This is a genomic window from Streptomyces sp. NPDC059897 (genome assembly GCF_042730865.1).
Lineage (GTDB): Bacteria > Actinomycetota > Actinomycetes > Streptomycetales > Streptomycetaceae > Streptomyces.
The window spans coordinates 292,875-314,630 of the sequence record NZ_JBHWKQ010000001.1 but is presented as its reverse complement, the minus strand read 5'-3'; the positions used below and the strand labels follow the sequence as shown (position 1 = coordinate 314,630).

At 71.5% G+C, this 21,756-nt stretch carries 20 protein-coding genes and 3 pseudogenes; 18 read left to right on the top strand and 5 right to left on the bottom strand.

Annotated elements, in window-relative coordinates:
• The first annotated feature begins 10 nt into the window (after positions 1–10).
• The 12 genes from ACFV9W_RS01500 (at position 11) to hsaA (ending at position 12,907) form a co-directional block, all read left to right on the top strand.
• Positions 11–1,669, top strand: a complete 1,659-nt coding sequence (locus ACFV9W_RS01500) for an AMP-binding protein (protein ID WP_385754262.1) — start codon at positions 11–13, stop codon at positions 1,667–1,669.
• Between the two features lie 72 nt (positions 1,670–1,741).
• The gene (locus tag ACFV9W_RS01495; RefSeq protein ID WP_385754260.1) at positions 1,742–2,908 is read left to right on the top strand and encodes an acyl-CoA dehydrogenase family protein; all 1,167 of its coding nucleotides are present in this window, start codon (positions 1,742–1,744) and stop codon (positions 2,906–2,908) included.
• Positions 2,905–3,870 (top strand): bifunctional MaoC family dehydratase N-terminal/OB-fold nucleic acid binding domain-containing protein, encoded by a 966-nt coding sequence (locus ACFV9W_RS01490; protein ID WP_385754257.1) that lies wholly within the window; start codon positions 2,905–2,907, stop codon positions 3,868–3,870. Before ACFV9W_RS01495 ends, ACFV9W_RS01490 begins: the two co-directional genes overlap by 4 nt.
• Positions 3,870–4,979, top strand: coding sequence for an acyl-CoA dehydrogenase family protein (locus tag ACFV9W_RS01485; RefSeq protein ID WP_385754254.1), 1,110 nt, complete (start codon positions 3,870–3,872; stop codon positions 4,977–4,979). The genes ACFV9W_RS01490 and ACFV9W_RS01485 overlap by 1 nt, the downstream gene beginning before the upstream one ends.
• Positions 4,976–5,434 carry a MaoC family dehydratase gene (locus ACFV9W_RS01480; RefSeq protein WP_385754250.1) on the top strand — a complete coding sequence of 153 codons (459 nt, stop codon included), beginning with the start codon at positions 4,976–4,978 and terminating at the stop codon, positions 5,432–5,434. Before ACFV9W_RS01485 ends, ACFV9W_RS01480 begins: the two co-directional genes overlap by 4 nt.
• Positions 5,431–6,618: a lipid-transfer protein gene (locus ACFV9W_RS01475; protein WP_385754247.1), complete on the top strand. Its 1,188-nt coding sequence runs from the start codon at positions 5,431–5,433 to the stop codon at positions 6,616–6,618. Before ACFV9W_RS01480 ends, ACFV9W_RS01475 begins: the two co-directional genes overlap by 4 nt.
• Positions 6,615–7,448 carry a MaoC/PaaZ C-terminal domain-containing protein gene (locus ACFV9W_RS01470; RefSeq protein WP_385754245.1) on the top strand — a complete coding sequence of 278 codons (834 nt, stop codon included), beginning with the start codon at positions 6,615–6,617 and terminating at the stop codon, positions 7,446–7,448. The genes ACFV9W_RS01475 and ACFV9W_RS01470 overlap by 4 nt, the downstream gene beginning before the upstream one ends.
• Positions 7,441–8,229 carry a 2-keto-4-pentenoate hydratase gene (locus ACFV9W_RS01465; protein ID WP_385754242.1) on the top strand — a complete coding sequence of 263 codons (789 nt, stop codon included), beginning with the start codon at positions 7,441–7,443 and terminating at the stop codon, positions 8,227–8,229. Before ACFV9W_RS01470 ends, ACFV9W_RS01465 begins: the two co-directional genes overlap by 8 nt.
• Positions 8,230–8,336: 107 nt before the next feature.
• On the top strand, positions 8,337–9,269 hold the full coding sequence (locus tag ACFV9W_RS01460) for a 3-oxoacyl-ACP reductase (RefSeq protein WP_385754240.1): 933 nt from the start codon (positions 8,337–8,339) through the stop codon (positions 9,267–9,269).
• Positions 9,270–9,291: 22 nt separating this feature from the next.
• Positions 9,292–10,086, top strand: coding sequence for an SDR family NAD(P)-dependent oxidoreductase (locus ACFV9W_RS01455; protein WP_385754237.1), 795 nt, complete (start codon positions 9,292–9,294; stop codon positions 10,084–10,086).
• 5 nt (positions 10,087–10,091) lie between these two features.
• Positions 10,092–11,711, top strand: a complete 1,620-nt coding sequence (locus ACFV9W_RS01450) for a FadD3 family acyl-CoA ligase (RefSeq protein WP_385754235.1) — start codon at positions 10,092–10,094, stop codon at positions 11,709–11,711.
• A gap of 29 nt (positions 11,712–11,740) precedes the next feature.
• The gene (hsaA, locus tag ACFV9W_RS01445; protein ID WP_385754232.1) at positions 11,741–12,907 is read left to right on the top strand and encodes a 3-hydroxy-9,10-secoandrosta-1,3,5(10)-triene-9,17-dione monooxygenase oxygenase subunit; all 1,167 of its coding nucleotides are present in this window, start codon (positions 11,741–11,743) and stop codon (positions 12,905–12,907) included.
• 49 nt (positions 12,908–12,956) lie between these two features.
• On the opposite strand, the gene ACFV9W_RS01440 is transcribed toward hsaA, so the two are convergent.
• Both ACFV9W_RS01440 and ACFV9W_RS01435 read right to left on the bottom strand, forming a co-directional pair.
• A complete protein-coding gene (locus ACFV9W_RS01440) occupies positions 12,957–13,742 on the bottom strand; it encodes an SDR family oxidoreductase (protein WP_385754229.1) in 786 nt (261 codons plus the stop codon).
• Between the two features lie 132 nt (positions 13,743–13,874).
• Positions 13,875–14,492 carry a TetR family transcriptional regulator gene (locus ACFV9W_RS01435; RefSeq protein ID WP_385754227.1) on the bottom strand — a complete coding sequence of 206 codons (618 nt, stop codon included), beginning with the start codon at positions 14,490–14,492 and terminating at the stop codon, positions 13,875–13,877.
• 208 nt (positions 14,493–14,700) lie between these two features.
• Here ACFV9W_RS01435 and ACFV9W_RS01430 point away from each other — a divergent pair, with 208 nt between their 5' ends.
• From ACFV9W_RS01430 to ACFV9W_RS01420, 3 genes are all read left to right on the top strand, one after another.
• On the top strand, positions 14,701–15,366 hold the full coding sequence (locus ACFV9W_RS01430; RefSeq protein ID WP_385754224.1) for a hypothetical protein: 666 nt from the start codon (positions 14,701–14,703) through the stop codon (positions 15,364–15,366).
• Positions 15,367–15,500: 134 nt separating this feature from the next.
• On the top strand, positions 15,501–16,661 hold the full coding sequence (locus ACFV9W_RS01425) for a Rieske 2Fe-2S domain-containing protein (protein WP_385754223.1): 1,161 nt from the start codon (positions 15,501–15,503) through the stop codon (positions 16,659–16,661).
• Positions 16,661–16,951: a ferredoxin gene (locus tag ACFV9W_RS01420; protein WP_385754220.1), complete on the top strand. Its 291-nt coding sequence runs from the start codon at positions 16,661–16,663 to the stop codon at positions 16,949–16,951. Before ACFV9W_RS01425 ends, ACFV9W_RS01420 begins: the two co-directional genes overlap by 1 nt.
• A 160-nt stretch (positions 16,952–17,111) precedes the next feature.
• Here ACFV9W_RS01420 and ACFV9W_RS01415 read toward each other — a convergent pair.
• Positions 17,112–17,402, bottom strand: a pseudogene (locus ACFV9W_RS01415) (SDR family NAD(P)-dependent oxidoreductase); the annotation flags it as partial.
• A gap of 24 nt (positions 17,403–17,426) precedes the next feature.
• Positions 17,427–17,768 (bottom strand): SDR family NAD(P)-dependent oxidoreductase, encoded by a 342-nt coding sequence (locus tag ACFV9W_RS01410; RefSeq protein WP_385754217.1) that lies wholly within the window; start codon positions 17,766–17,768, stop codon positions 17,427–17,429.
• Between ACFV9W_RS01410 and ACFV9W_RS01405 the strand changes: the two genes are divergently transcribed.
• The gene (locus tag ACFV9W_RS01405; RefSeq protein WP_385754214.1) at positions 17,767–18,510 is read left to right on the top strand and encodes an FAD-binding protein; all 744 of its coding nucleotides are present in this window, start codon (positions 17,767–17,769) and stop codon (positions 18,508–18,510) included. The genes ACFV9W_RS01410 and ACFV9W_RS01405 overlap by 2 nt on opposite strands.
• Positions 18,511–18,605: 95 nt before the next feature.
• On the opposite strand, the pseudogene ACFV9W_RS01400 reads toward ACFV9W_RS01405, so the two are convergent.
• Positions 18,606–19,032, bottom strand: a pseudogene (locus ACFV9W_RS01400) (LD-carboxypeptidase); the annotation flags it as partial.
• 76 nt (positions 19,033–19,108) lie between these two features.
• Between ACFV9W_RS01400 and ACFV9W_RS01395 the strand changes: the two are divergent.
• Positions 19,109–20,983, top strand: coding sequence for a M64 family metallopeptidase (locus ACFV9W_RS01395; protein ID WP_385754211.1), 1,875 nt, complete (start codon positions 19,109–19,111; stop codon positions 20,981–20,983).
• A gap of 26 nt (positions 20,984–21,009) precedes the next feature.
• A pseudogene (locus ACFV9W_RS01390) lies at positions 21,010–21,135 on the top strand (IS701 family transposase); the annotation flags it as partial.
• Between the last annotated feature and the right edge of the window lie 621 nt (positions 21,136–21,756).

The window sequence follows — 21,756 nt, the reverse complement described above, 5'->3', positions numbered from 1 at the left end:
GGGGCCGACGTTGGAACCCGACACCATCGCCGACCTGCTGCTCGCCCGCACCGGGGACGACCGCCCCGGCCTGCTCACCCGGGAACGGGACTGGACCTGGGACGAGGTCGTCCACGAGAGCGCGGCCCGCGCGTCCCTGGCCCGCTCGCTGCGCACCGAGCGGCCCCTTCACATCGGCGTACTCCTCGACAACACCCCCGAGTACCTGTTCTGGCTCGGCGGTGCGGCCTTCGCCGGCGCGTCCGTCGTCGGCATCAACCCGACCCGGCGCGGCGCCTACCTGGAGGAAGAAGTACGCCACACCGACTGCCAGTTGATCGTCACCGACCGTGCGGGTCTCACGCTCCTCGACGGCCTCGACCTCGGCGTCCCGCCCGAGCGGTACCTGCTCGTGGACGAACCGGCGTACGCCGAGGCGCTGGCCGCGCACGTGGCGGCGGAGCCCGTCCGTGACCCGGAGGTCACCGCCGCCACCCGCATGCTGCTGCTCTTCACCTCCGGCACCACCGGCGCCTCCAAAGCGGCGATCTGCTCGCAGGGCCGCCTTGCCGCCCTCGGCCGCACCAACGCCGCCAAGTACGGCGTCGGCGCCGCCGACGTCTGCTACTGCCCGATGCCGCTGTTCCACGGCAACGCCTTGATGGCCCTGTGGGCGCCCGCGCTCGCCGCCGGTGCCACCGTGGCCCTCACCCCGAAGTTCTCCGCCTCCGGATTCCTGCCGGACGTACGGCACTTCGGCGCCACCTTCTTCACCTACGTCGGCAAGGCCATCGCCTACGTCCTGGCCCTCCCGGAACGGGCCGACGACGGCGACAACCGGCTCACCCATGCCTTCGGCACCGAGGCGTCCCCCGAGGACCAGGCCGCCTTCCTGCGCCGCTTCGGCTGCCGCCTCATCGAGGGGTACGGCTCCAGCGAGGGCTCCGGCATGCTCAAACGCGTACCCGACGGTCCGCCCACCGCACTCGGCGTGCCTGCCCGCGACGGCGTGCGGATCGTCGACGCGGACACCCGTGAGACCTGCCCGCCCGCGCTCCTCGACGAGCACGGTCGGGTCCGCAATCCCGAGGAGGCCATCGGGGAGCTCGTCGACACCGAGGGCGCCGCCCGCTTCGAGGGGTACTACAAGAACGACGCCGCCAACGCCGAACGTGTGCACCACGGCTGGTACTGGACCGGAGACCTCGGCTACGTCGACGAGGCAGGGTACTTCTACTTCGCCGGCCGCGGCGGGGACTGGATCCGCGTCGACGGGGAGAACACCTCCGCCCTGCTGACCGAACGCGTCCTGCGCCGCCACCGCGACATCGTCGCCGCTGCCGTCTTCGGTGTCCCCGACCCCCGTTCCGGAGACCGGATGATGGCCGCCGTCGAGATACCCGAGGGCAGGAAATTCGAGGACTTGCGGTTGCCCCAATTCCTCTCGGACCAAAAGGACTTGGGCACCAAGGGCACCCCCCGCTACGTCCGTGTCTCGCACGCGCTGCCGACCACCGGATCGGGCAAGCTCCGCAAGAAGGAGATGCAGGCCGAGGGGTGGCGCGTCGACGATCCCGTCTTCCACCGGCCGGGACGCGGACGGTCCGCGTACGTCCTGATGACCGACGAGGACAAGGCGGCGCTGCGCGCGGAGTTCCTCGCCAGCGGGCGCGGACGCTTCCTGCCCTGACCTCCTGCCCTGACCTCCTGTCCTGACGGACGGCGCGGGCGAGAACACGATCGAGAGGACTGGAGAGAACACATGCACCTGCGCGAGAGCGCCGCGCAGCTTGACCTGCGCCGCGAGCTGAGGGCGTACTTCTCGGGCCTGCTTTCCGAGGACGAACGGCGCCGCGCCGGCGAGGAGGGTGTGGGCGGCCCCCGCTTCCGCGAGATCGTCGGCCGGCTCGGCGCCGACGGCTGGCTCGGCATCGGCTGGCCCGAGGAGTACGGCGGCCAGGGCCGCTCGGTCGAGGACCAGTACGTGTTCTTCGACGAGGTCCAACGGGCCGGCCTGCCCTTCCCGTTCGTCACCGTCAACACGGTCGGGCCCACGCTCATGGCCTACGGCACCGAGGAGCAGAAGAAGCGGTTCCTGCCCGGCATCCTCTCCGGTGACATCGTCTTCGCGATCGGTTACACCGAGCCGGGCGCGGGCACCGACCTGGCGTCGTTGAGCACCCGTGCGGTGCGCGACGGCGACCACTTCACCGTCGACGGCGGCAAGATCTTCACGAGCGGCGCCAACACGGCCGACCACGTGTGGCTGGCCGCCCGCACCGACCCCGACGCGGCGAAGCACCGCGGCATCTCCATCCTCATCGTGCCCACCGACGGCAGGGGCTTCTCCTGGAGCCCCATCCGCACCGTCGGCGGCATGGTCGTGACCGCCACCTACTACGACGCCGTCCGGGTGCCCGCCGCTGACGTGGTCGGCGAGATCAACGGCGGATGGCGGCTGATGACGGCCCAGCTCAACCATGAACGCATCGGCCTGGCCGCCCTGGGCGGACGCATGATCCAGCTGTGGGAGCGGGTCCTGGAGTGGGCGAAGGACAACGGCACCTTCGAACAGCCCTGGGTCCGCCAGGAGTTCGCCCGCACCCACGCCCGCCTGGAGGCGATGCGGCTGATGAACTGGAAGATGACCGACGCCGTCGCCCACGACCGGCTCACCGGCGCGGACGCCGGCGCGGCCAAGACCTACGGCACCGAGACCCACATCGACGTGCAGCGCACCCTGAGCCAGATCCTCGGCGCGGCGGGACGCGTCCGGCCCGAGTCGCCCGGCGCGGCCCTGGCGGGACAGGTCGAACAGCTCTCCCGGCAGGGCATCGTCAACACCTTCGGCGGCGGCGTCAACGAGGTGCTGCGCGACATGGTCGCCGTCCAGGGACTCGGCCTTCCCCGCAAGGGGCGTGGGCAGTGAGCGAGCACGCCGAGCACGGCGATGACTACGAGAAGCGGCTCCAGGCCTTCACCGGGGGCGAGTTGAGCCCCCTCACCCCCGGCCAGGACCCGGTCAACCTGCCGATGATCCGGCACTGGGTCGAGGCGATGGGCGACACCAACCCGGTCTACACCGACGAGGGCGAGGCTCGTGCCACCGGACGGCCGGGCGTCGTCGCGCCCGCGTCGATGGTGCAGGCATGGACGATGCGCGGCTACGCCGCCACCGTCGCCCCGCCGCCCGGCCGCCGCGGTTTCGACGTACTGGTCGCACTCCTCGAAGAGGGTGGCTACACCTCCGTCGTGGCGACCGACTCGGAACTTGAGTTCAGCCGGGAACTCGTGCCCGGCGACCACGTCCACGTACAGGAGATCGTGGAGTCGATCTCGGCGGAGAAGAAGACCGGACTCGGCGCCGGCCGCTTCGTCACCACCCTGAAGACCTACCGTGACCAGGACGGCGAGCTCGTCGCCACTCAGCGCTGGCGCACCCTGCGCTACCGGCCGACAGACTCAACTCCTGCGCAACCCCGCCCCCTTCGACCGCGCCCCGCCCTCAACCGGGACAACGCCTTCTGGTTCGAGGCGGCCAAGGAGCACTGGCTGGTCGTCCAGCGCTGCGCCTCCTGCGAGACACTGCGCCACCCGCCTGGACCCTGCTGCCCGCACTGCGGCTCGCTGGAGTGGGACACCGTACGGGCCTCGGGCCGCGGCCGGGTCCACACCTTCACGGTCAACCACCATCCCAGGCACGCGGCGTTCGACTACCCGCTGGTCGTCGCGGTCGTCGAACTCGCCGAGGGCACCCGGCTGATCACCAACCTGACCGGCGTCGCTCCCGAGGACGTCACCGTCGACATGCCCGTCGTCCTCGACTGGCTCGACGCCGACCCCGAACTGTCCCTGCCGGTGTTCCGGCCCGTCGCCACGGAGGACCACTGATGGACTTCTCGCTGGGAGAAGATCTCGAGGAGTTGCGGAGCCTGGCCCGTGAGATCTTCACGGACCATGCCACGCCCGAACGGCTGCGGGCGGTCGAGACGTCCGGGTCCCGCGTGGACGACAAACTCTGGACGGACCTGGGCGCCGCGGGACTGCTCGCCGCCCCGCTGTCCGAAGAGGCCGGCGGCGCCGCCCTGGGCCTGGCCGGACTCAGCGTCGTGCTGGAGGAGCAGGGCTGCCGCGTGGCACCCGTGCCGCTCTGGCCGGCCGTCCTCGGAGCCCTGACCGTGGACGCGCACGGTTCGGCCGAACAGCGCGCCGCGTTGCTGCCGCACGCGGCCGACGGTACGAGCCGGCTCACCCTGGCCCTGGAGGAGTTCGCCCCCGCGGAGCCCGGCACGCCGCTGACCACGGCCGTGCCCGAGGGGACCGGCTGGCGGCTCACCGGCATCAAGGCGGTCGTGCCGTCCCCGGCCGGCGCGGCGCACGTGCTGGTCGCTGCCACGACCGACGCGGGCACCGGTCTCTTCCTCGTCCGCCGCGACGCGCCCGGCACGTCGTGGACACCGGCGGAGACCACCACCTACGACCTGAGCGCCCACCTCGACCTTGACGGCACCCCCGCCGAGGCGGTCGGTGCACCCGGGAGCGGCGTGCTGGAGTGGGTCGTCGACCGGGCCCGCACGGCGCTCGCCGCCGTCCAACTGGGCGTGGCCCAGGGCGCGGTGCGGTACGCGGCCGACCACCTCGGCGCCCGCGAGCAGTTCGGCCGCCCGCTCGCCACCTTCCAGGCCGTCCAGCACCAACTCGCCGACTGCGTCATCGAGATCGACGCGATGCGCGTGACCCTGTGGCAGGCGGTGACCGCGCTGGTGGACGGGCAGGACACCGAGCAGGCGGTGCTGGTCGCCAAGTGGTGGGCCGGTGAGGGCGGACTGAACGTCGTCCACCGCGTCCAGCACGTGCACGGAGGCATCGGCGTCGACACCGACTACCCGGTGCACCGCCACTTCCTGTGGGGCAAGCAGCTCGCCACCACCCTCGGCGGCGCGGCCGGGGACCTCTGCCGGCTCGGGGACCTGCTGGCGGACAAGGCGGTGGCTTCGTGAGCACACCGACCACTCGCACGTACGACGAGGTGGCGGTCGGTGAGGAACTGCCGCCGCTGGACATCCCGGTGACCCGGAGCCTGATCGTCGCGACGGCCCTGGCGAGCCGCGACTACCAGGACGTGCACCACGACCCCGAACTGGCCCGCGCCCGTGGGTCGAAGGACATCTTCATGAACATCCTGACCAGCAACGGTCTGGTCGACCGGTACATCACCGGATGGGCGGGACCGGCGGCGGCCCTCCGCTCGATCCGCATCCGCCTGGGCGCCCCCAACCACCCCGGCGACACCATGGTGCTCACCGGCACGGTCACCGCCAAGGCCGACGAGGACGGCGACGCGGACGGGTGTGTCGAGATCGCCGTGCGCGGCACCAACAGCCTCGGCGCCCACGTCACCGGTTCCGTCGCCGTACGTCTTCCGCGGTCGCCGAAGGAGGTCGGCGCGCGATGACCACGACAAGCGCGCTGACCGGCAGTGCCGCCATCGTGGGCATCGGCGCCACCGAGTTCTCCAAGAACTCCGGGCGCAGCGAGCTCCAACTCGCCTGCGAGGCCGTCCTCGCCGCCCTCACCGACGCGGGACTCACCCCCGCCGACGTCGACGGCCTGGTCAGCTTCACCGCAGACACCAGCGGCGAGATCCACGTCGCCCGCAACACGGGCATGGGCGAGCTGACCTTCTTCTCCCGCATCGGCTACGGCGGCGGAGCCGGCTGCGCGACCGTGCAGCAGGCGGCGTTGGCCGTCGCCACCGGCGTCGCCGAGGTCGTCGTCTGCTACCGCGCCTTCAACGAGCGCTCCGGCGAGCGCTACGGCCTCGGGCAGGCCGACCGGGCGATGGACAACACCGGCGCGGACCGGGCCGCGTACTCGTGGATGACACCGTTCGGCCTGAACACCCCAGCCCAGTGGGTGGCGATGTTCGCCCGGCGCTATCTGCACGAATACGGCGCCACCAGCGAGGACTTCGGCCGGGTCGCGGTCGTGGACCGCAAGCACGCGGCGAACAATCCGGCAGCCTGGTTCCACGGCCGCCCCATCACCCTCGATGACCACCAGGCGTCCCGCTGGATCGCCGAACCGCTGCGCCTGCTGGACTGCTGCCAGGAGACCGACGGCGGCCAGGCCCTGGTGATCGTCTCCGCCGAACGCGCCCGCGACCTGCCCCAGCCGCCCGCGGTGATCCTCGGCGCCGCCCAGGGCTCGGGCGACGACCAGCACATGATGACCAGCTACTACCGCGAACGCATCAGCAGCATCCCGGAAATGGGCCTGGTCGGGCGGCAGCTGTACACCCAGAGCGGCCTCGGCCCCGATGATGTCGACGCCGCGGTCCTCTACGACCACTTCACCCCGCTGGTGCTGCCGCAGCTGGAGGAGCTGGGTTTCTGCGGCGTCGGCGAGGCGAAGGACTTCATCGCCGACGGGCACCTCGAACTCGGCGGCAGGCTGCCGACGAACACACACGGCGGGCAGCTCGGCGAGGCCTATCTGCACGGCGTGAACGGCATCGCCGAGGCCGTCCGCCTCGTGCGCGGCACCTCCGTGAACCAGCCCGAGGACGTCGGCCATGTCCTGGTCACCGCCGGCACCGGCGTGCCGACCAGCGGTCTCGTCCTGGGGGCCGACCGGTGACCGCCTCCCCGTGGCGCGGCCACACCCTCGGCACGCGCACGGTCGCGTACACCGAGCGCGACACCATCCTCTACGCCCTCGCCGTGGGTGCGCGGGCCGACGACCTCGACCTCGTCTTCGAGGAACGCCTCCGGGTGCTGCCGACCTTCGCGCTGACCCTGGCCCAGTGGGCCCCCGACGCCCTCGGCGCGCTCGGTGCCTTCGACACCACGACCGCGGTGCACGGCGCGCAACGCCTCACCGTGCGCCGCCCGCTGCCGCGGGCGGGGGAGGTGACGATGACGGCCCGCGTCGCCGAGGTGTGGGACAAGGGCGGCGCCGCCGTCTTCGACGTCGAGGTGGACAGCGAACACTTCCTGGCGACGTGGTCCCTGTTCGCCCCCGGTGGTGGCGGTTTCGGGGGCGAGCGGGGGCCAGCCTCCCCGCGACGCCCCGAAGGCCCTGTCGGCCGTCGACTGACCCTGGCCACATATCCCGAACAGGCGGCGCACTACCGGCTGTTGGGGGACTGGCACCACATGCACGTCGACCCGGGGGCGGCCCGCGCCGCGGGCATGCCCCGGCCGTTCCTGCACGGCCTGTGCACCCTCGCCGCCCTCACCCTGCCCGCCGCCGGGGCCCTGGGCGCCCACCCGGCCGACCTGACGGACCTCGAAGGCCGTTTCAGCGCCCCGGTCTTCCCCGGCGACCGGCTCACCGCCGACGCCTGGGACGACGGGCCCAGCGGGCTGCGCCTGGAGGCGTCGGCGTGCGGGCGGCCGGTCCTCACCGGCGTCCGCGCCCGGTTCGCCGCCGCCACCCGACAGCACAAGGAGACCTCCGATGCTTGACGCGTCCCAACGCGCCGCAGCCGCCGCTCTGTTGTGGCGGGCGGAACGTGACCGTACCCCCGTCGACCCGCTCACCTCGGCGTTCCCCGGTATCGACGTCGTCGACGCCTACGAGATCCAGCTGCGCAACATCCGCAGGCGTCTCGACGACCCGGGGATGAGCGTGCGCGGCCACAAGGTCGGGCTCTCCTCCGAGGTCATGCAGCGGATGATGGGCGTCGACGAGCCGGACTACGGCCATCTGCTCTCGGACATGGAGCTGTCCGAGGACACCCCGGTGGAGGCCGGCCGCTACTGCTCCCCTCGCATCGAGGTGGAGATCGGCTACGTACTCGGCGACAGCCTGCCCGGCGAGGACTGCACCGAGAAGGACGTCCTCGCCGCGACGGAGTACGTCGTCGCCTCCCTCGAACTGATCGACAGCCGGATCGCCGACTGGCGGATCGGCCTCGCCGACACCATCGCCGACAACGCCTCGTCCGCGGGCGTCGTCCTGGGCGCGACCCGGGTCGCGCCGGGCGAACTGGACCTGGCCGACATCGGTGCCGTGCTGTTCCGCGGCGGCGAGGAGATCGTGCGCGGCCGCACCAGTGCCGTTCTGGGTGACCCCACCGTGGCCGTCGCGTGGCTGGCAAGGAAGGTCGCGGCGTTCGGGGTGCGGCTGGAGGCCGGGCACGTGATCCTGCCGGGCTCGTGCACCGCGGCGGTCGACGCCCGGCCGGGGGACGACTTCCGGGCGGAGTTCGAGGGTCTTGGCGAGGTGTCGGTCCGGTTCGTCTAGGCCCGCGGTGTGACCACTCAGCGGGACAGCCGCGACGGTGAAACCAGAATTCATACTAGTTTCGCCGCGTCGTATCCACCCCGCAGGACAGGAACGAAAGAGGCACCATGAGCACGAGGACCAGCCTTGAAGGGCGCACCGCCGTCGTCACGGGAGCCGGGGCCGGCCTCGGCCGCGCCGAGGCGCTGGCGCTGGCGGAGCAGGGCGCCAACGTCGTCGTCAACGATGTGGGCCCCGCCGCCGAGGACGTCGTCTCCGAGATCAAGGCCCTCGGCCGCGAAGCGGCCGCGGTCACCGGGGACATCGGCGACTGGTCCATGGGCGACCGTCTGGTCCGCACCGCCCTGGAGACCTTCGGCACCCTGGACATCGTGGTCAACAACGCAGGCGTCCTGCGCGACAAGATGGTGTTCAACCTGACCGAGTCCGACTGGGACGACGTCATCCGCATCCACCTCAAGGGTCACGCGGCCGTCATCCGCGCCGCCGCCGCGCACTGGCGGGCGGCCAGCAAGGCGGTGGGCGGCCCGGTCTACGGACGGGTCGTCAACACCTCATCCGAGGCTTTCCTGTTCGGCGCCCCCGGCCAGCCCAACTACTCCGCCGCCAAGGCGGGCATCACCGCACTGACCCTGGCCACCGCGCAGGGCCTCGCGCGCTACGGCGTCCGCGCCAACGCCATCTGCCCGCGCGCCCGCACCGCCATGACCGCCGAGGCGTTCGGCACGGGCGCAACCCCCGAGGGCGGCCTCGACATCATGGCCCCGGAGCGGGTCGCGACATTCGTCGGCTACCTGGCGTCCCCGGCCGCCGAAGAAATCAACGGCCAGGTCTTCGTGGTCTACGGCGACATGGTCGCGCTCCTCGCGCCGCCCACCGTCGAGAAGAAGTTCACGGCCCCCAACGGCACCTTCAGCCCCGAGGAGCTGGAGGCGGACCTGTCCCCGTACTTCTCCGGTCGCGACCCGCACCGCACGTTCGCCGCGTACAGCGTCGCCGCGCTCGACACCACCGGTACGCAGCCCACGCCCGGCAGCTGAGACACAGCCCGAAAGGAAGCCGATGATCGACAAGGACGTGTACGGCCCGTGGGCGGTCGTCGCCGGCGGATCCGAGGGGGTGGGTGCCTGCTTCGCCCATCAACTCGCCGACGCCGGGATCAACCTGGTGCTCATCGCCCGTAAGACGGGCCCCCTGGAGCAGACGGCCGCCGAGGCCCGTGCCAAGGGCGTCGAGGTGCGCACCCTCCCGCTCGACCTGCTCGATCCCGGGGCGCCCAAGGCGGTCCGCGCCGTCACCGACCGCCTCGACGTCGGCCTGCTCGTCTTCAACGCCGGAGCCAACACCTACGGCCACGAGTTCGTCGGCGGTGAACTCGACCGCGTCCAGGGCGTGATCGACCTGAACGTCACCTCGCAGCTGGCCCTCACCCACCACTTCGGCGCGCTGATGAAGGAACGCGGCCGCGGCGGCATTCTGCTCGTCGGCTCCCTCGCCGGCTACATGGGCCAGGCCCGGCTGAGCGTCTACTCCGCGGTGAAGGCCTTCAGCCGGGTCTTCGCCGAGGGACTGTGGCTGGAGCTCGCGCCGCACGGCGTGCACGTCCTCGAACTCGTCCTCGGAGTCACCCGCACCCCCGCGATGGAACGGGCGGGCCTGCGGATGGACCTGCCGGGCCTCAACGTCGCCGACCCCGACGACGTGGCCCGCGAGGGCCTGGAACACCTCGCGGACGGGCCCCTGTGGGTGGCCGGCGGAAACCTCGCCACGGCCGAGCAGCGCGCCGCCGTCCGCGACCGCGCGCAGCTCGTCCGCGGCGCCCACGAGGCGTCCCAGCGCCTCCTGCCCAAGGAGTGACGGGCATGCCGTTCGACCACGCCACGGACCACACGACCGTCCCCGCCGTACTCGCCCGTGCCGCCGCGTCCTTCCCGGACGCGGAGGCCCTGGTCGACGGCGATCTGCGGCTGACCAACCGTCAATTGCACGCGGACGCCCGCGCGGTCACCAGATCCCTTCTGGCCCTGGGGGTCCGGCGCGGCGAACGGGTCGCGCTGTGGGCACCCAACAGCGCCCGCTGGATCACGGCCGCGCTCGGTGTGCTGGGCGCAGGAGCTGTTCTGGTACCGGTGAACACCCGGTACAAGGGCGAGGAGGCCCGCTGGGTACTGGAGAAGAGCCGCGCCCGGCTGCTGCTCGTCGAGAACGGCTTCCTCGGCAACGGCTACCTGGCGATGATCGGCGCCGTGGCGGGGGAGCGCAGCCCCGTGCCCGGCCTCCCCGAACTGGCCCACGTGGTGGACCTGGACGACGGTGACGACGGGGAAGAAGGCCGGAAGGCGCGCGCCACCTCCTGGCCGGCCTTCCTGCGCCTCGGCGCCGCCGTGCCCGCCGGCGACGCCGCCGCCAGAGCGGCGGGCGTACGGGAGGACGATGTGTCGGACGTGCTGTTCACCTCCGGCACCACGGGACGGCCCAAGGGCGTGATGACCACGCACCGCCAGAACGTCCGCACCTACCTGGCCTGGTCCCAGCGGACCGGACTCGCCCGCGGCGACCGGTACTTGATCATCAGTCCCATGTTCCACAGCTTCGGCTACAAGGCGGGCGTCATGGCCTGTCTGCTGCGCGGGGCGACCATGGTGCTGCAGTCGGTCTTCGACGTGGCCGAGACACTGCGGCTCGTCGAGAACGAGTCGATCACCGTCCTGCCGGGGCCCCCAACGATCTTCACCACGCTGCTGGACGCGCCGGGCCGTGACCGCCACGACCTGTCGTCCCTGCGACTGGCCGTCACCGGCGCCGCCACCGTGCCGGTCGCCCTGGTCACACGCGTACGGGCGGAGCTCTTCCCGATCGTGGTCACTGCCTACGGCCTCACCGAGTCCTGCGGCACCGTGACCGTCTGCCGCGCCGACGACAGCGACGAAACCATCGCCCGCACCGCCGGGCGTCCCATCGACGGCGTGGAGGTGCGAGTGGTCGACGCCGCCCGCCGACCGCTGCCGGCGGGACGGGACGGCGAGGTCCTGGTCCGCGGCTACAACGTGATGCTCGGCTACCTCGACGACCCCCGGGCCACCGCCGACGCAGTCGACGACGAGGGATGGCTCACCACCGGGGACGTCGGACACCTCGACGAGGACGGACACCTCACCCTCACCGGACGCTCCAAGGAGATGTTCGTCGTCGGCGGGTTCAACGTCTACCCGGCCGAGATCGAGCAACTCCTCAGCCGACACGACACCGTCGCCGAGGCCGCCGTCATCGGCGTCCCCGACGACCGGCTCGGCGAGGTGGGACGCGCCTACGTCACCCTCCGGCCCGGCGCCGAGACCACCCCCGCGGAACTGACCGGGTTCTGCCGCGAACGCCTGGCGAACTTCAAGGTGCCCCGCGAGGTCGTCATCCTCGACGCCTTCCCACGCAACGCCGCAGGAAAGATCCGCAAGACCGACCTGGACGTCCGCCAGGACACCTGAACCAGGACACCTGAAGGGGACGACACAACATGGGGAACACGGTTCTTGAGACGGTGCGCGCCCTGCTGCCGGACATCGCGGGCCGGGCCCGTGCCACCGACGAGCAGGGGCGCGTCCCCAAGGAGACCCTGCGCGAGCTGACCGACGCGGGCGTCTTCCGGATGCTCCAGCCCCGCCCCTTCGGCGGGCAGGAGGCCGACCCGCTCGACTTCTATCAGGTGGTGCGGGCCATCTCGGCGGCCTGCTGCTCCACCGGCTGGCTCACCTCCGTACTGGGCGTGCACCCCTGGCAGTTGGGGCTCTTCGCCGCCGAGGCGCAGGCGGAGGTGTGGGGTGAGGACCCCGACACCCTGATCTCGTCCGCGTACGCGCCCGTGGGACGGCTCACCCCCGTCGGCGACGGCTATCGGCTCACCGGCCGGTGGAGCTTCTCCTCCGGCTGCGGTTACGCCCGCTGGGCGCTGCTCGGCGCGCTCGTCGTCGGTGACCAGGGCCGGCCCGTCGACTTCCTGACGGTGCTCGTGCCGCGGTCCGACTACCGGATCGAGGAGGCGTGGGACGTCGTGGGGCTGCGCGGCACCGCGAGCGACGACATCGTCGTCGAACAGGCCCACGTCCCCCGGCACCGGTTGATCCGCAACTACGAGCAGGCCCAGCTCAAGGGGCCGGGACAGCAGGCCAACCCGGGCCCGCTGTACCGGCTGCCGTTCGCGGCCGTCTTCACCAGCGCCGTCACCGCACCCGTCGTCGGAGCGGTCGCGGGCGGCTACGAGGCCTACGTCGGTCGAATGAAGGAACGCACCCGGCTCAGCCTGGGAGGCGGCCGGTTCGCCGAGGACCCGTACACCCAGGTGGCCATCGCACGGGCGGCGTCCGAGATCGACGCGACCGTCCTTCAAATGGACCACAACATCAGGGAGTTGACGGCGCGGGCCGCCGCGGGCCAGGAGATCCCGATGGAGCTGCGCCTGCGCACCCGCCGGGACCAGGTGCGCGGCACCGAGCGTGCCGTCGCCGCGATCGATCTGCTGTTCAAGACGGCGGGCGGCCACTCGCTGCGGCGCGGCAACCCCATCGAACGGGTCTGGCGCGACGCGCACGCGGGCAGCGTGCACGTCGCCAACGACGTGGAGCGGACCCTGGCCATGTACGGCCGCGACGCACTGGGCCTGACGGTCGAGGACAACCTGGTCTGAGCAAGTGCCCGGGCGGCCGGGGCGACGTGTCCCGGCCCCGGCCCCGTGTTCACCGCGCGCCGGAGGCCTTCGCCGCGAAGTAGCGGGCGGGCATCTCGCCCCCGCCGTGCACCGCGACATCGGCGCCGTTGACGTAACGTGCCAGGCCCCCGGCCAAGTACAGGCAGGTCCGGGCGACATCCGCAGGCACGGCCATCCGCCCCATCGGGATCACACCGGCGACCGCGGCGCCGCCGTCCTCTCCGTACACGGAGGCGGCGCTCTCGGTGCGGATCAGCCCGGTGGTGATGTGGTTGACGCGCACCTTGGGCGCCCACTCGACGGCCAGGGCACGGGTGAGGCCGAGCAGCCCGGCCTTCGCCGCCGAGTAGGCGGCCGTTCCCGGCTGCGGGTCGTGTGCGGAGACACTGCCGATGTTGATGATCGAGCCGCCTTCGTCCTGGGCCCGCATCACATGGTGCGCCGCCTGCGCGGTGTAGAACGGCGCGAGCAGGTTCAACGCGACGATCTTCTCGACGAAGCGCGGCGACACGGTCGCCGCGTCGGCGTCGGGGGACCCGCCCGCGTTGTTGATCAGGACGTCAAGCCGTCCGAAACGGTCGACCGCCGCCTCCACAAGGCCGCCCGCGGCCCCGGGGTCACGCACGTCGGCGGGCACGAACACCCCCTGCCGACCGTCCGCGGACGGCAGCGAGCCCGGCTCGCTCCGCCCGCAGACCACGACGTGCGCCCCGGCCGCAAGGAACGTCTCCGCGGTGGTGAAGCCGATGCCCTTGGTCCCGCCCGTCACCACCACGACCCGGCCCGTGAAGTCCAGCGGGTTGTCGATGTCCATGATTCCGCCCTCCCCGCCGGACACCGGCCCGGCGGCTGTCGTCGTCCCGGCCGATCGAAGCAGCCGGGCCGGGCGGGGGCGGGAGCCGTCCCGTTGACCGGGAGCGGAGCAGGGCCGCGAACGGCCGACGCCTCAGTGCCCGGGGGCGTTCGACCGGGCGCCGAGCAGCACCTCGCACGCGAGCCGGATCTCGATCTCGGCGTCGGTGGGGGTCGTGTGCCCGTAGATCGCGGACACGAGCACCCCGTGCCAGCTCTTCATCAGCAGCCGGATCAGCCGTGTGTCCCGGTCCGTGGGGTGTTCGAGGCCGAGCAGCCGGAGCAAGGTGCGAAGCACCTTGACCTCGATCGCGGCGGCCTCGCTGACCGTGGCCGTGTGCGCGGCGTAGTTGCTCTGCATCATCGCGCTCGCCAGCAGCGGGGTGCGCAGCATGTGCCGCGTCGAGCGCAACAGGGTCTCCGCGACGGCGTCCACGGGGTCGGCGGCGGCGTGGATCTCCGGCGACTCGTCGTCCATGTGGTCGACCTGGTCGCTCATGATCGCGGTGAACAGGTGCGTCTTGGAGGGGAAGTACCGGTAGAGCGTGGCGATGGCGACACCGGCCTCCTTGGCCACGTCGTGCATCTGCACATGGTCAAGGCCCCGTTCGGCCCCCAGCCGGGACGCGACGTCCAGGATGCGCGCGTACCGCGCCTTCTGCCCGGGTGACTGCGGCTCCGCGGCTGGTCGGTGCTCGGCGACTCTGGGCACGGATCCTCTCCTCCCGGCTCGTGATCGCATCCTGCGGCGCACCATGCTATCGGTGCCGCCCCTCCCGAGGTCCGGACGGAAGGCGGCCGCGGACCCGAGGACACGTGAGGACCGCCCGCCCATCCCAGCGCCTGCGGCACCACCGCGCACCTCCGCGTACTGCTGAGTGGGACCGCGCCGGGCGCCGGCGACTGCGGGAGGGCGAACCGTGACGCAGGAATGGGACGAGGAGTACGACGTCGTCGTCGGATCCGGGGGCGGGGCACTGACCGGCGCCCAGCTGGCCGCCCGCGCGGGCCTGGAGACGGTGGTCGTCGCCGACTCCACCGAATCGGCGCGCGCCTACCTCCAAGCGCTGCTGGGCGACAGCGACGCCGACAAGCGGGAGGCCTTCCCCGGCACAGGCGCCCGCCCTCGTCGAGCGGCTGGAGGAGGACCCGGCGATCGCGTCCAAGTGTTCCCCGACTACTTCGACCGCCCCGGCCGGGTGCCGGGCGGACGCTTGTTCGTCCCCCGCGCGCTCGGCCCGGCGGAGCTGGGCGACCTGCTCGCCTGCCACCGCACCGGACACGGCGCCGTGCTGACCGACACGCGCATGGACGAGCTGGTCACCACGCCCGAGCGGGTCAACGGGTTCTCGCCGAGCGCCACGGCAGGCGCGTCCGCATCCGCGCCCGTAAGGGCGTCCTGCTGGCTGCCGGCGGCTTCGAGCAAAACGAGCGCCTGCGCCGCGCCCACGGCGTCCCCGGCAGCTCCGACCGCTCCCTGGCACCGGCCGGCACCAACACCGGCGAACCCGTCGAAGCGGCGGTGGCGATCGGCGCGGCCACCGGGCTGCCCGCGACCGCCCGGACCCGTACATACCGCTCAGTGAGACCGGCCGGTCGTGCGGGCCATCGCCCGCCGTACGTTCCCCGGGACGTCACCCGAGCCGTGCCACGTCGGCGGGCGACGCGCATCCGCCCCGTACCGTCCCGAGCGCAGGCTCGGTGGAAGGGAAGGCCACACATGACCACCTCGCCCGAAGTCCGCACGATCGAGGCGGACGTGCTTCCGGCCCGATTCGCCCGCGGCTGGCACTGCCTGGGGCTCGCCGAGAACTTCCACGACGGCGCGCCGCACACCGTCCGCGCCTTCGGGCAGAAGCTGGTCGTCTGGGCCTCGGCGAACGGTCGGCTCAACGTCCTCGACGCCTACTGCCGGCACATGGGAGGCGACCTCTCCCGCGGAACGGTGGAGGGCGACGACGTCGCGTGCCCCTTCCACTCCTGGCGCTGGGGCGGCGACGGGCGCTGCACCCGGATCCCGTACGCCCGCCGCGTCCCGATGCGGGCCCGCACCGCAGCCTACCCGACCCTGCAGCAGGACGGCCTGCTGTTCGTCTGGAACGATCCGGAGGGCAACCCGCCGCCCGAGGACGTGACGATCCCCCGTATCGAGGGAGCGACCAGCGACGAGTGGACGGACTGGTCCTGGTACTCCGTCACGATCGACGGCTCCAACTGCCGTGAGATCGTCGACAACGTGGTGGACATGGCGCACTTCTTCTACGTGCACTACTCGTTCCCCACCCAGTTCAAGAACATCTTCGAGGGACACACCGCGACCCAGCTCATGAAGGGCGTCGGCCGCGAGGACGTGCGCCGGCCCCAGGCGGAGGGCAGCGGCGTCCCCAAAATGCTGGGCCAGACCTCCGTGGCGACCTACCATGGCCCGTCGTTCATGATCGACGACCTCACGTACCATTACGCCGACGGCGACGTGAACTCAGTGCTGATCAACTGCCACTACCCGATCGACGAGAACTCGTTCGTGCTCCAGTACGGAATCATCGTGCGCCGCGCCGATCACATGGGCGAGAGCGCCGACGAAGTGGCCCGGAAACTGGGCGAGTTCATCAAGATCGGCTTCGAGCAGGACGTCGAGATCTGGCAGAACAAGGCGCGCATCGACAACCCGCTGCTGTGCGAGGAGGACGGTCCGGTCTACCAACTGCGCCGCTGGTACGAGCAGTTCTACGTCGATGCCGCCGATGTGAGCGCCGAGATGACCGACCGGTTTGAGTTCGAGATCGACACCACCCGGCCCAACGAGGCCTGGCGGGCCGAGATCGAGAAGAATCTCGCAGACCAGAACTCGGCCGCGGCCACCGCGAGCGGGTCGGCCTGATGGTGGTACGGCCTGACAGCCGGCTCCATGACGCCCCGATGGTCGCCGTCGCCTGCGGAGCCTGCGGCGCGCGGGTGGAAGCACGCAAGAGCAGCTGGGAGCAGACCAGCATCCAGTGGGACGCCGAGGCGCTGCGCACCTGCGCGGAACGCCCTGCCGCCGGGCGCGGGCAGAGGGCGATGCCGTTCGCGACGTGTCGCAGCCTCATGACGGCGATCGGCGAGGCCGCGGTCGACGGGCGGATACGGGTCCGGAGCGACGCGGCGGACGTCGAGGCGGAGGCCTGCTGAACCAGGCGAGGTCCGTGGAGGGAGCGCACGCCGGTCGCAACGGCTCCCCCGTTCGTCACCAGTTGAGATGCCCTTCCGGGACATGTGACAAGCTCGGGCCCTCGTTCTCCGGCGGGCCGGGGCTTGGTGAGCCGGGTGGTGATGCCGTTCTGCCGGCAGATCAGGCGGTGTTGCGTCCGCCGCTGAGGTCGAGGTGCTGGCCGGTCATGTAGGTGGCTTCGGGGGAGAGGAGCCAGGTGGCGAGTGCGGCGAGTTCGGAGGGTTCTCCGATGCGGCCCACGGGGACGCGGGCGAGGAGCTGGGCGTTGCGTTCCGGGCTGAGGGCGTTGATGAGCGGGGTGCGCATCACGGAGGGGCCGATGCAGTTGATGGTGACTCCGTCGCGGGCGGCTTCCTTGCCCGCGGTCTTGATGAGGGCCACGAGGGCGGCCTTCGAGGCTGAGTAGGCGGCACAAGTGGGCCACCACCATGGCCGTCAACCTCGACGGCTGCTTCCACGGACTCGCGGCCCTGCTGCCCACGCTCCACCGTCGATACGGCCGTGGGTGGTGATGGTGTGGTCTACGGCCCGGTCCCAGTGCTCGCGTTCGGTGACGTCGAGGGCGAGGCAGTCGTCGGGGTCGGAACCGTCCGCGGTGCCGCCGGAGCGGATGTCGGTGCACATGACGTGTGCGCCTTCTCGGGCGAGGCGCCGTGCGGTGGCGGATCCGAGGCCGCCGGCGGCCCCGGTCACCAAGAACACCTGTCCGGCGAAGCGGTTGGGCCAGAACGCTTTGGTGGGCAGCACGGGGTGCGTGCCGAGGGTGTCGGGCGTCATGGTCTGGTCGGGTTGGGGCGTCCCGGTGATCACGGCCCCCACCCAGCGCTACGACGGCCTGCCGTCCGGCCGCATGGGCAACGTGGAACTGACCCTGCCCGGCTCCGTCCTGGTCAACGCGCAGGGCCACCGCTTCGTCAACGAAGCCACCAACTACCACGACCTCAACCGGGCCTTCGGAAACACCGATCCACGCGACGGCCGCCGCAGGAACACCCCGGCATGGCTCGTCGTCGACCGGACCTACCTGGAGAGATACGCGATCGCGGGCTCCACCCCCGGCACGCCGGAGGACTGGATGCACGCGGCCGACACACCCGCCGACCTCGCCCACGCCTGCGGCATCGACCCGACCGGCCTGGAGCAGACACTCGACCGCTTCAACACGGACGCGGTCCGCGGCGTGGACACCGAATACGGCCGCGGCTCCAGCGACCAGGACCGCCACCTCGGCGACCCCGCCAACGCCCCCAACCCGTGCCTGGCACCGCTGGCGAAGGCCCCGTTCTACGCCGTACCCGTCCACGCCGGCGTCCTCGGCACGGCAGGCGGCCTGCGCACCGACCTGGCGGGGCGGGTCCTGGACGTCCACGGAACGCCGCTCCCCGGCGTGTACGCGGCCGGAAACTGCTCGGCGACGGCGTTCCACGACGCCTACCCGGGTGGTGGGGCCACGCTCGGATCGGCGATCACCCGGGGCTTCGCCGTGGGTGAGCACGTGGCCCTGACTGCCACTGCGTGACACCTGATGTCGTCTTGGACCCGGCCGCCGGGAGGGTGTTGGCGAGATCTGGGGTATCCCGCGTGAGAACCCTGGTTCGGTCCGATGACCAGTCCGTTTACCCGGTCGAAGGTCGAGAAGTCGGGGGAGGCCGTCCCAGCGAGATTCACAGAGTTTCGATGCAGCCGCCGATCAGTCTTCCCTCGGCCTCCACGTCACCGCCGCCGTCGAGCCGGGTCCAGGTGCCCGCGGAGTCGAGCGTGTACGCGCGTATGCCAGGGCAGGCGGCGATGCCGGTGCTCCGGTGGCGTCCGGGCGGGTCTGGGTGAACCGGTGTCCTTGGAGCGCTGCGACGATGTCGAGCCATGATCGCAGTCCGTCGGGCACTTGGTAGGGAGTCCCAGTTGAGTACTGGCAGCAGGTCAATCGCGGTCTCTCCGCCCCACGGAGGCACAATCGCCTGATGGTGGGGTCGGTCAGTATCGACATGAGTTCGCTCGCGCGTTCCGGGACCGAAGCGCTGACGTGCCCGGAGCCCGCCAGGCGTGGAGTGCTGGGCGGTCGATCCCCAACACCTGCCCCTTTACGGGCTGTTGGGTCACCCATACGCTCTGCGTCCATGTCGATCATCCACAGAAGACCCATGGCGCTGGCCGCCGCGGCCGCCCTCCTCGCCGCGTGCGCCCTGAGCGCCACACCCACGCCCGCGGCTGCCGCCGATGCGACGGCCGACGCGACCGTCGTGCCGATCCAGCAGACCGGACCCGCCGAGAAGCGGTTCAACATGGTGGTGCTCGGCGACGGTTACACGGCCGACGAGATGCCCGAGTTCCGTGCGGACGTCGAGCGGCACATGAACGTGCTCTGGTCGATCGAGCCGTTCGCCTCGTACCGCTCCTACATCAACGTCTGGGCCGTCGAGGCCCCTTCCGCGGAGTCGGGTGTCGACTGCGACCCGGCCCTCGACGCGCCCCGCCGCGACACCCGCCTCGGCATGGGTTTTTGGGGCGGCTGCGACGCGGACAGCGTGCAGCGGCTGCTGACCGTGGACAGCGCGGCCGCCACCGCGCAGGCCGGCCTGGTGTCGGGCACCACCACGGCCAACCGGCAGATCGTGGCGCTCGGCAACAGCGACACCTACGGCGGGGCGGGCGGCACGTACGCGACGGCGTCGGGTGGCAACGCCCTGTCCTCGCTGATCACGCCGCACGAGATCGGCCACTCGCTCGGCAAACTCCAGGACGAGTACGACTACTACGGCCGTGGCGAGCCCGGCGACGCCTACCAGGGCGGCGAACCCGCGTCCGTCCACCACACCACGCTCACGGCCGGGCAGCTGGCCGACCGCAAGAAGAAGTGGTGGCGCTGGCTGGGCGAGGAGAGCCTCTCGGGCGGCAGGATCGGGACGTACGAGGGCGGCATGTACAGCACCACGGGTGTCTGGCGGCCCAGCAAGCACTCGATGATGAAGACCCTCGGCTACGCCTTCGACCAGGTCGGCCGCGAGGCCATGGTCAAGGCGATCTCGGGCAAGGTGAACCTGGTCCAGGACCACACCCCCAACTCCGCCCCGGTGGGAGCGGACCGGTCCGTGTTCGTCGACACCATGCACCCCCTCGGCGGTGAACTCGACACCGTGTGGCGGCTGGACGGGAAGCCGGTCGCGCACAGCGTCCGCACTCTGGACCTCAAGAAGCTCGGCATCGACCTCGGGCGCGGCAAGCACAAGCTGACCGCGACCGTCACCGACCCCACCCCGTTCGTCCGCGACCCCGAGATCCGGGGCTCCGAAGCAATGACCCGCAGCGTCGAATGGACCGTGGACGGCTCACTCGTCACCGAACCGGATGCCACCCAGGCCGAGTTCACCCATCACACGGCCACCGACGCCCCGGTCGGCGCGCGGACCGTGATCCACGCGGACACCACCCATCCGGCCACCGGAACGCCGCGCGTGCGCTGGACCGTGGACGGCAAGGACGTGGCGAACCCGGGCAACGACCGCGACCTGGACCTCGGCGCGCTCCGCCGCACGCCCCACACCGTCACGGCCCGCACCGGTGACTCCGTCCTGACCTGGACGGTCGACACGAAGTCGGCGGACACCTCCTACGAGCTGTCCACTCCGCTGCGGACCGTCAAGAAGCCCGGCCTGCCCACGCGTTACGTGTACGACGGCCCGTTCACGATGAAGCTCACCGGCCGGGACGACCAGGAGGGCGCCGTTGTCAGCCAGTTCCGGGTGAACGGCGACGGTTGGCACACGTACTACGGCTGGCCGACAGACCCTGACGCGCCCTTCCGGTTCACGCCGGAGGGCACCGTCATCGACGACCTCGTGTACGGAAAGCTCGGCGACGCCCGGGCGGTGCCGTGGGACGACCCGACGCCGCGCTATGGCACGCACACGATCGAGTACCGGTCGATCGACGCGGCCGGGAACATCGCCGCGGCGCGGAAGTTCGAGGTCACGTTGGTCGAGAAGCAGGGCTGAGAAGGGAGGGGGCGGGGCCTGCGAACCACGACTACCGCGAACTCACGGACGGCCTGGGCCTGGGCCGCATCGAGGGCCGCACCTGGCGCGGCAGGCACCACCACGTCACACTCGGCACCGCCCCCCAGGCCTTCCTCACCCTCCGGCGCTGACCTCTACTACAGCTCCGCCGACTACCTCCCGGCCCAACGGGCCCGCCGCGTCGGCCAGAAGTCGATCCGGCGGACCTTCGAGAATATCGACCTCATCCTCATCCTCATCCCAATCGCCGGAGGCGGTGCCGCTTCCCTGGAACGGGTCAAGGCCGGATTCTTCCAGCCCGATGGCGTCGGGCCCGTGTACACGGGCTACTGGGACACCACCGGAAACCCGGTGATGAGCGTTCCTCCGGCTTCGCGGACGACGGCATGCCCCTGGGGCCGCAGATCGCGGGGCGCTGGTTCGACGAACTGCTCGTGCTGCGTGCCGGTGACGCGTTCGAACGATCGATCGCCGCAGCGAAGGGTCGTTCCCGAACGGCCCTCTTTCTGTTGCTCCTACTCGGGCCGATGCGCGCATATCCGCATGCTTGCGCGCGTGTTCCCATCGGAGTCCGGTCTGTTACGCATGGCTCCCGTTCTGTGGGTGGCTCTTTGGGGGTGTGCATGCGCTTCTCGCTCTGGTGGGGGCCGTTCCCAGGGGGAGTGGGGTCGGGAGTGGTGTCCCCTTGGCTGGCTAGGGTGATGAGGGCATGTGAATCGGTGCCCCCCTGATCTCCCGTGTGTGGCCGACCG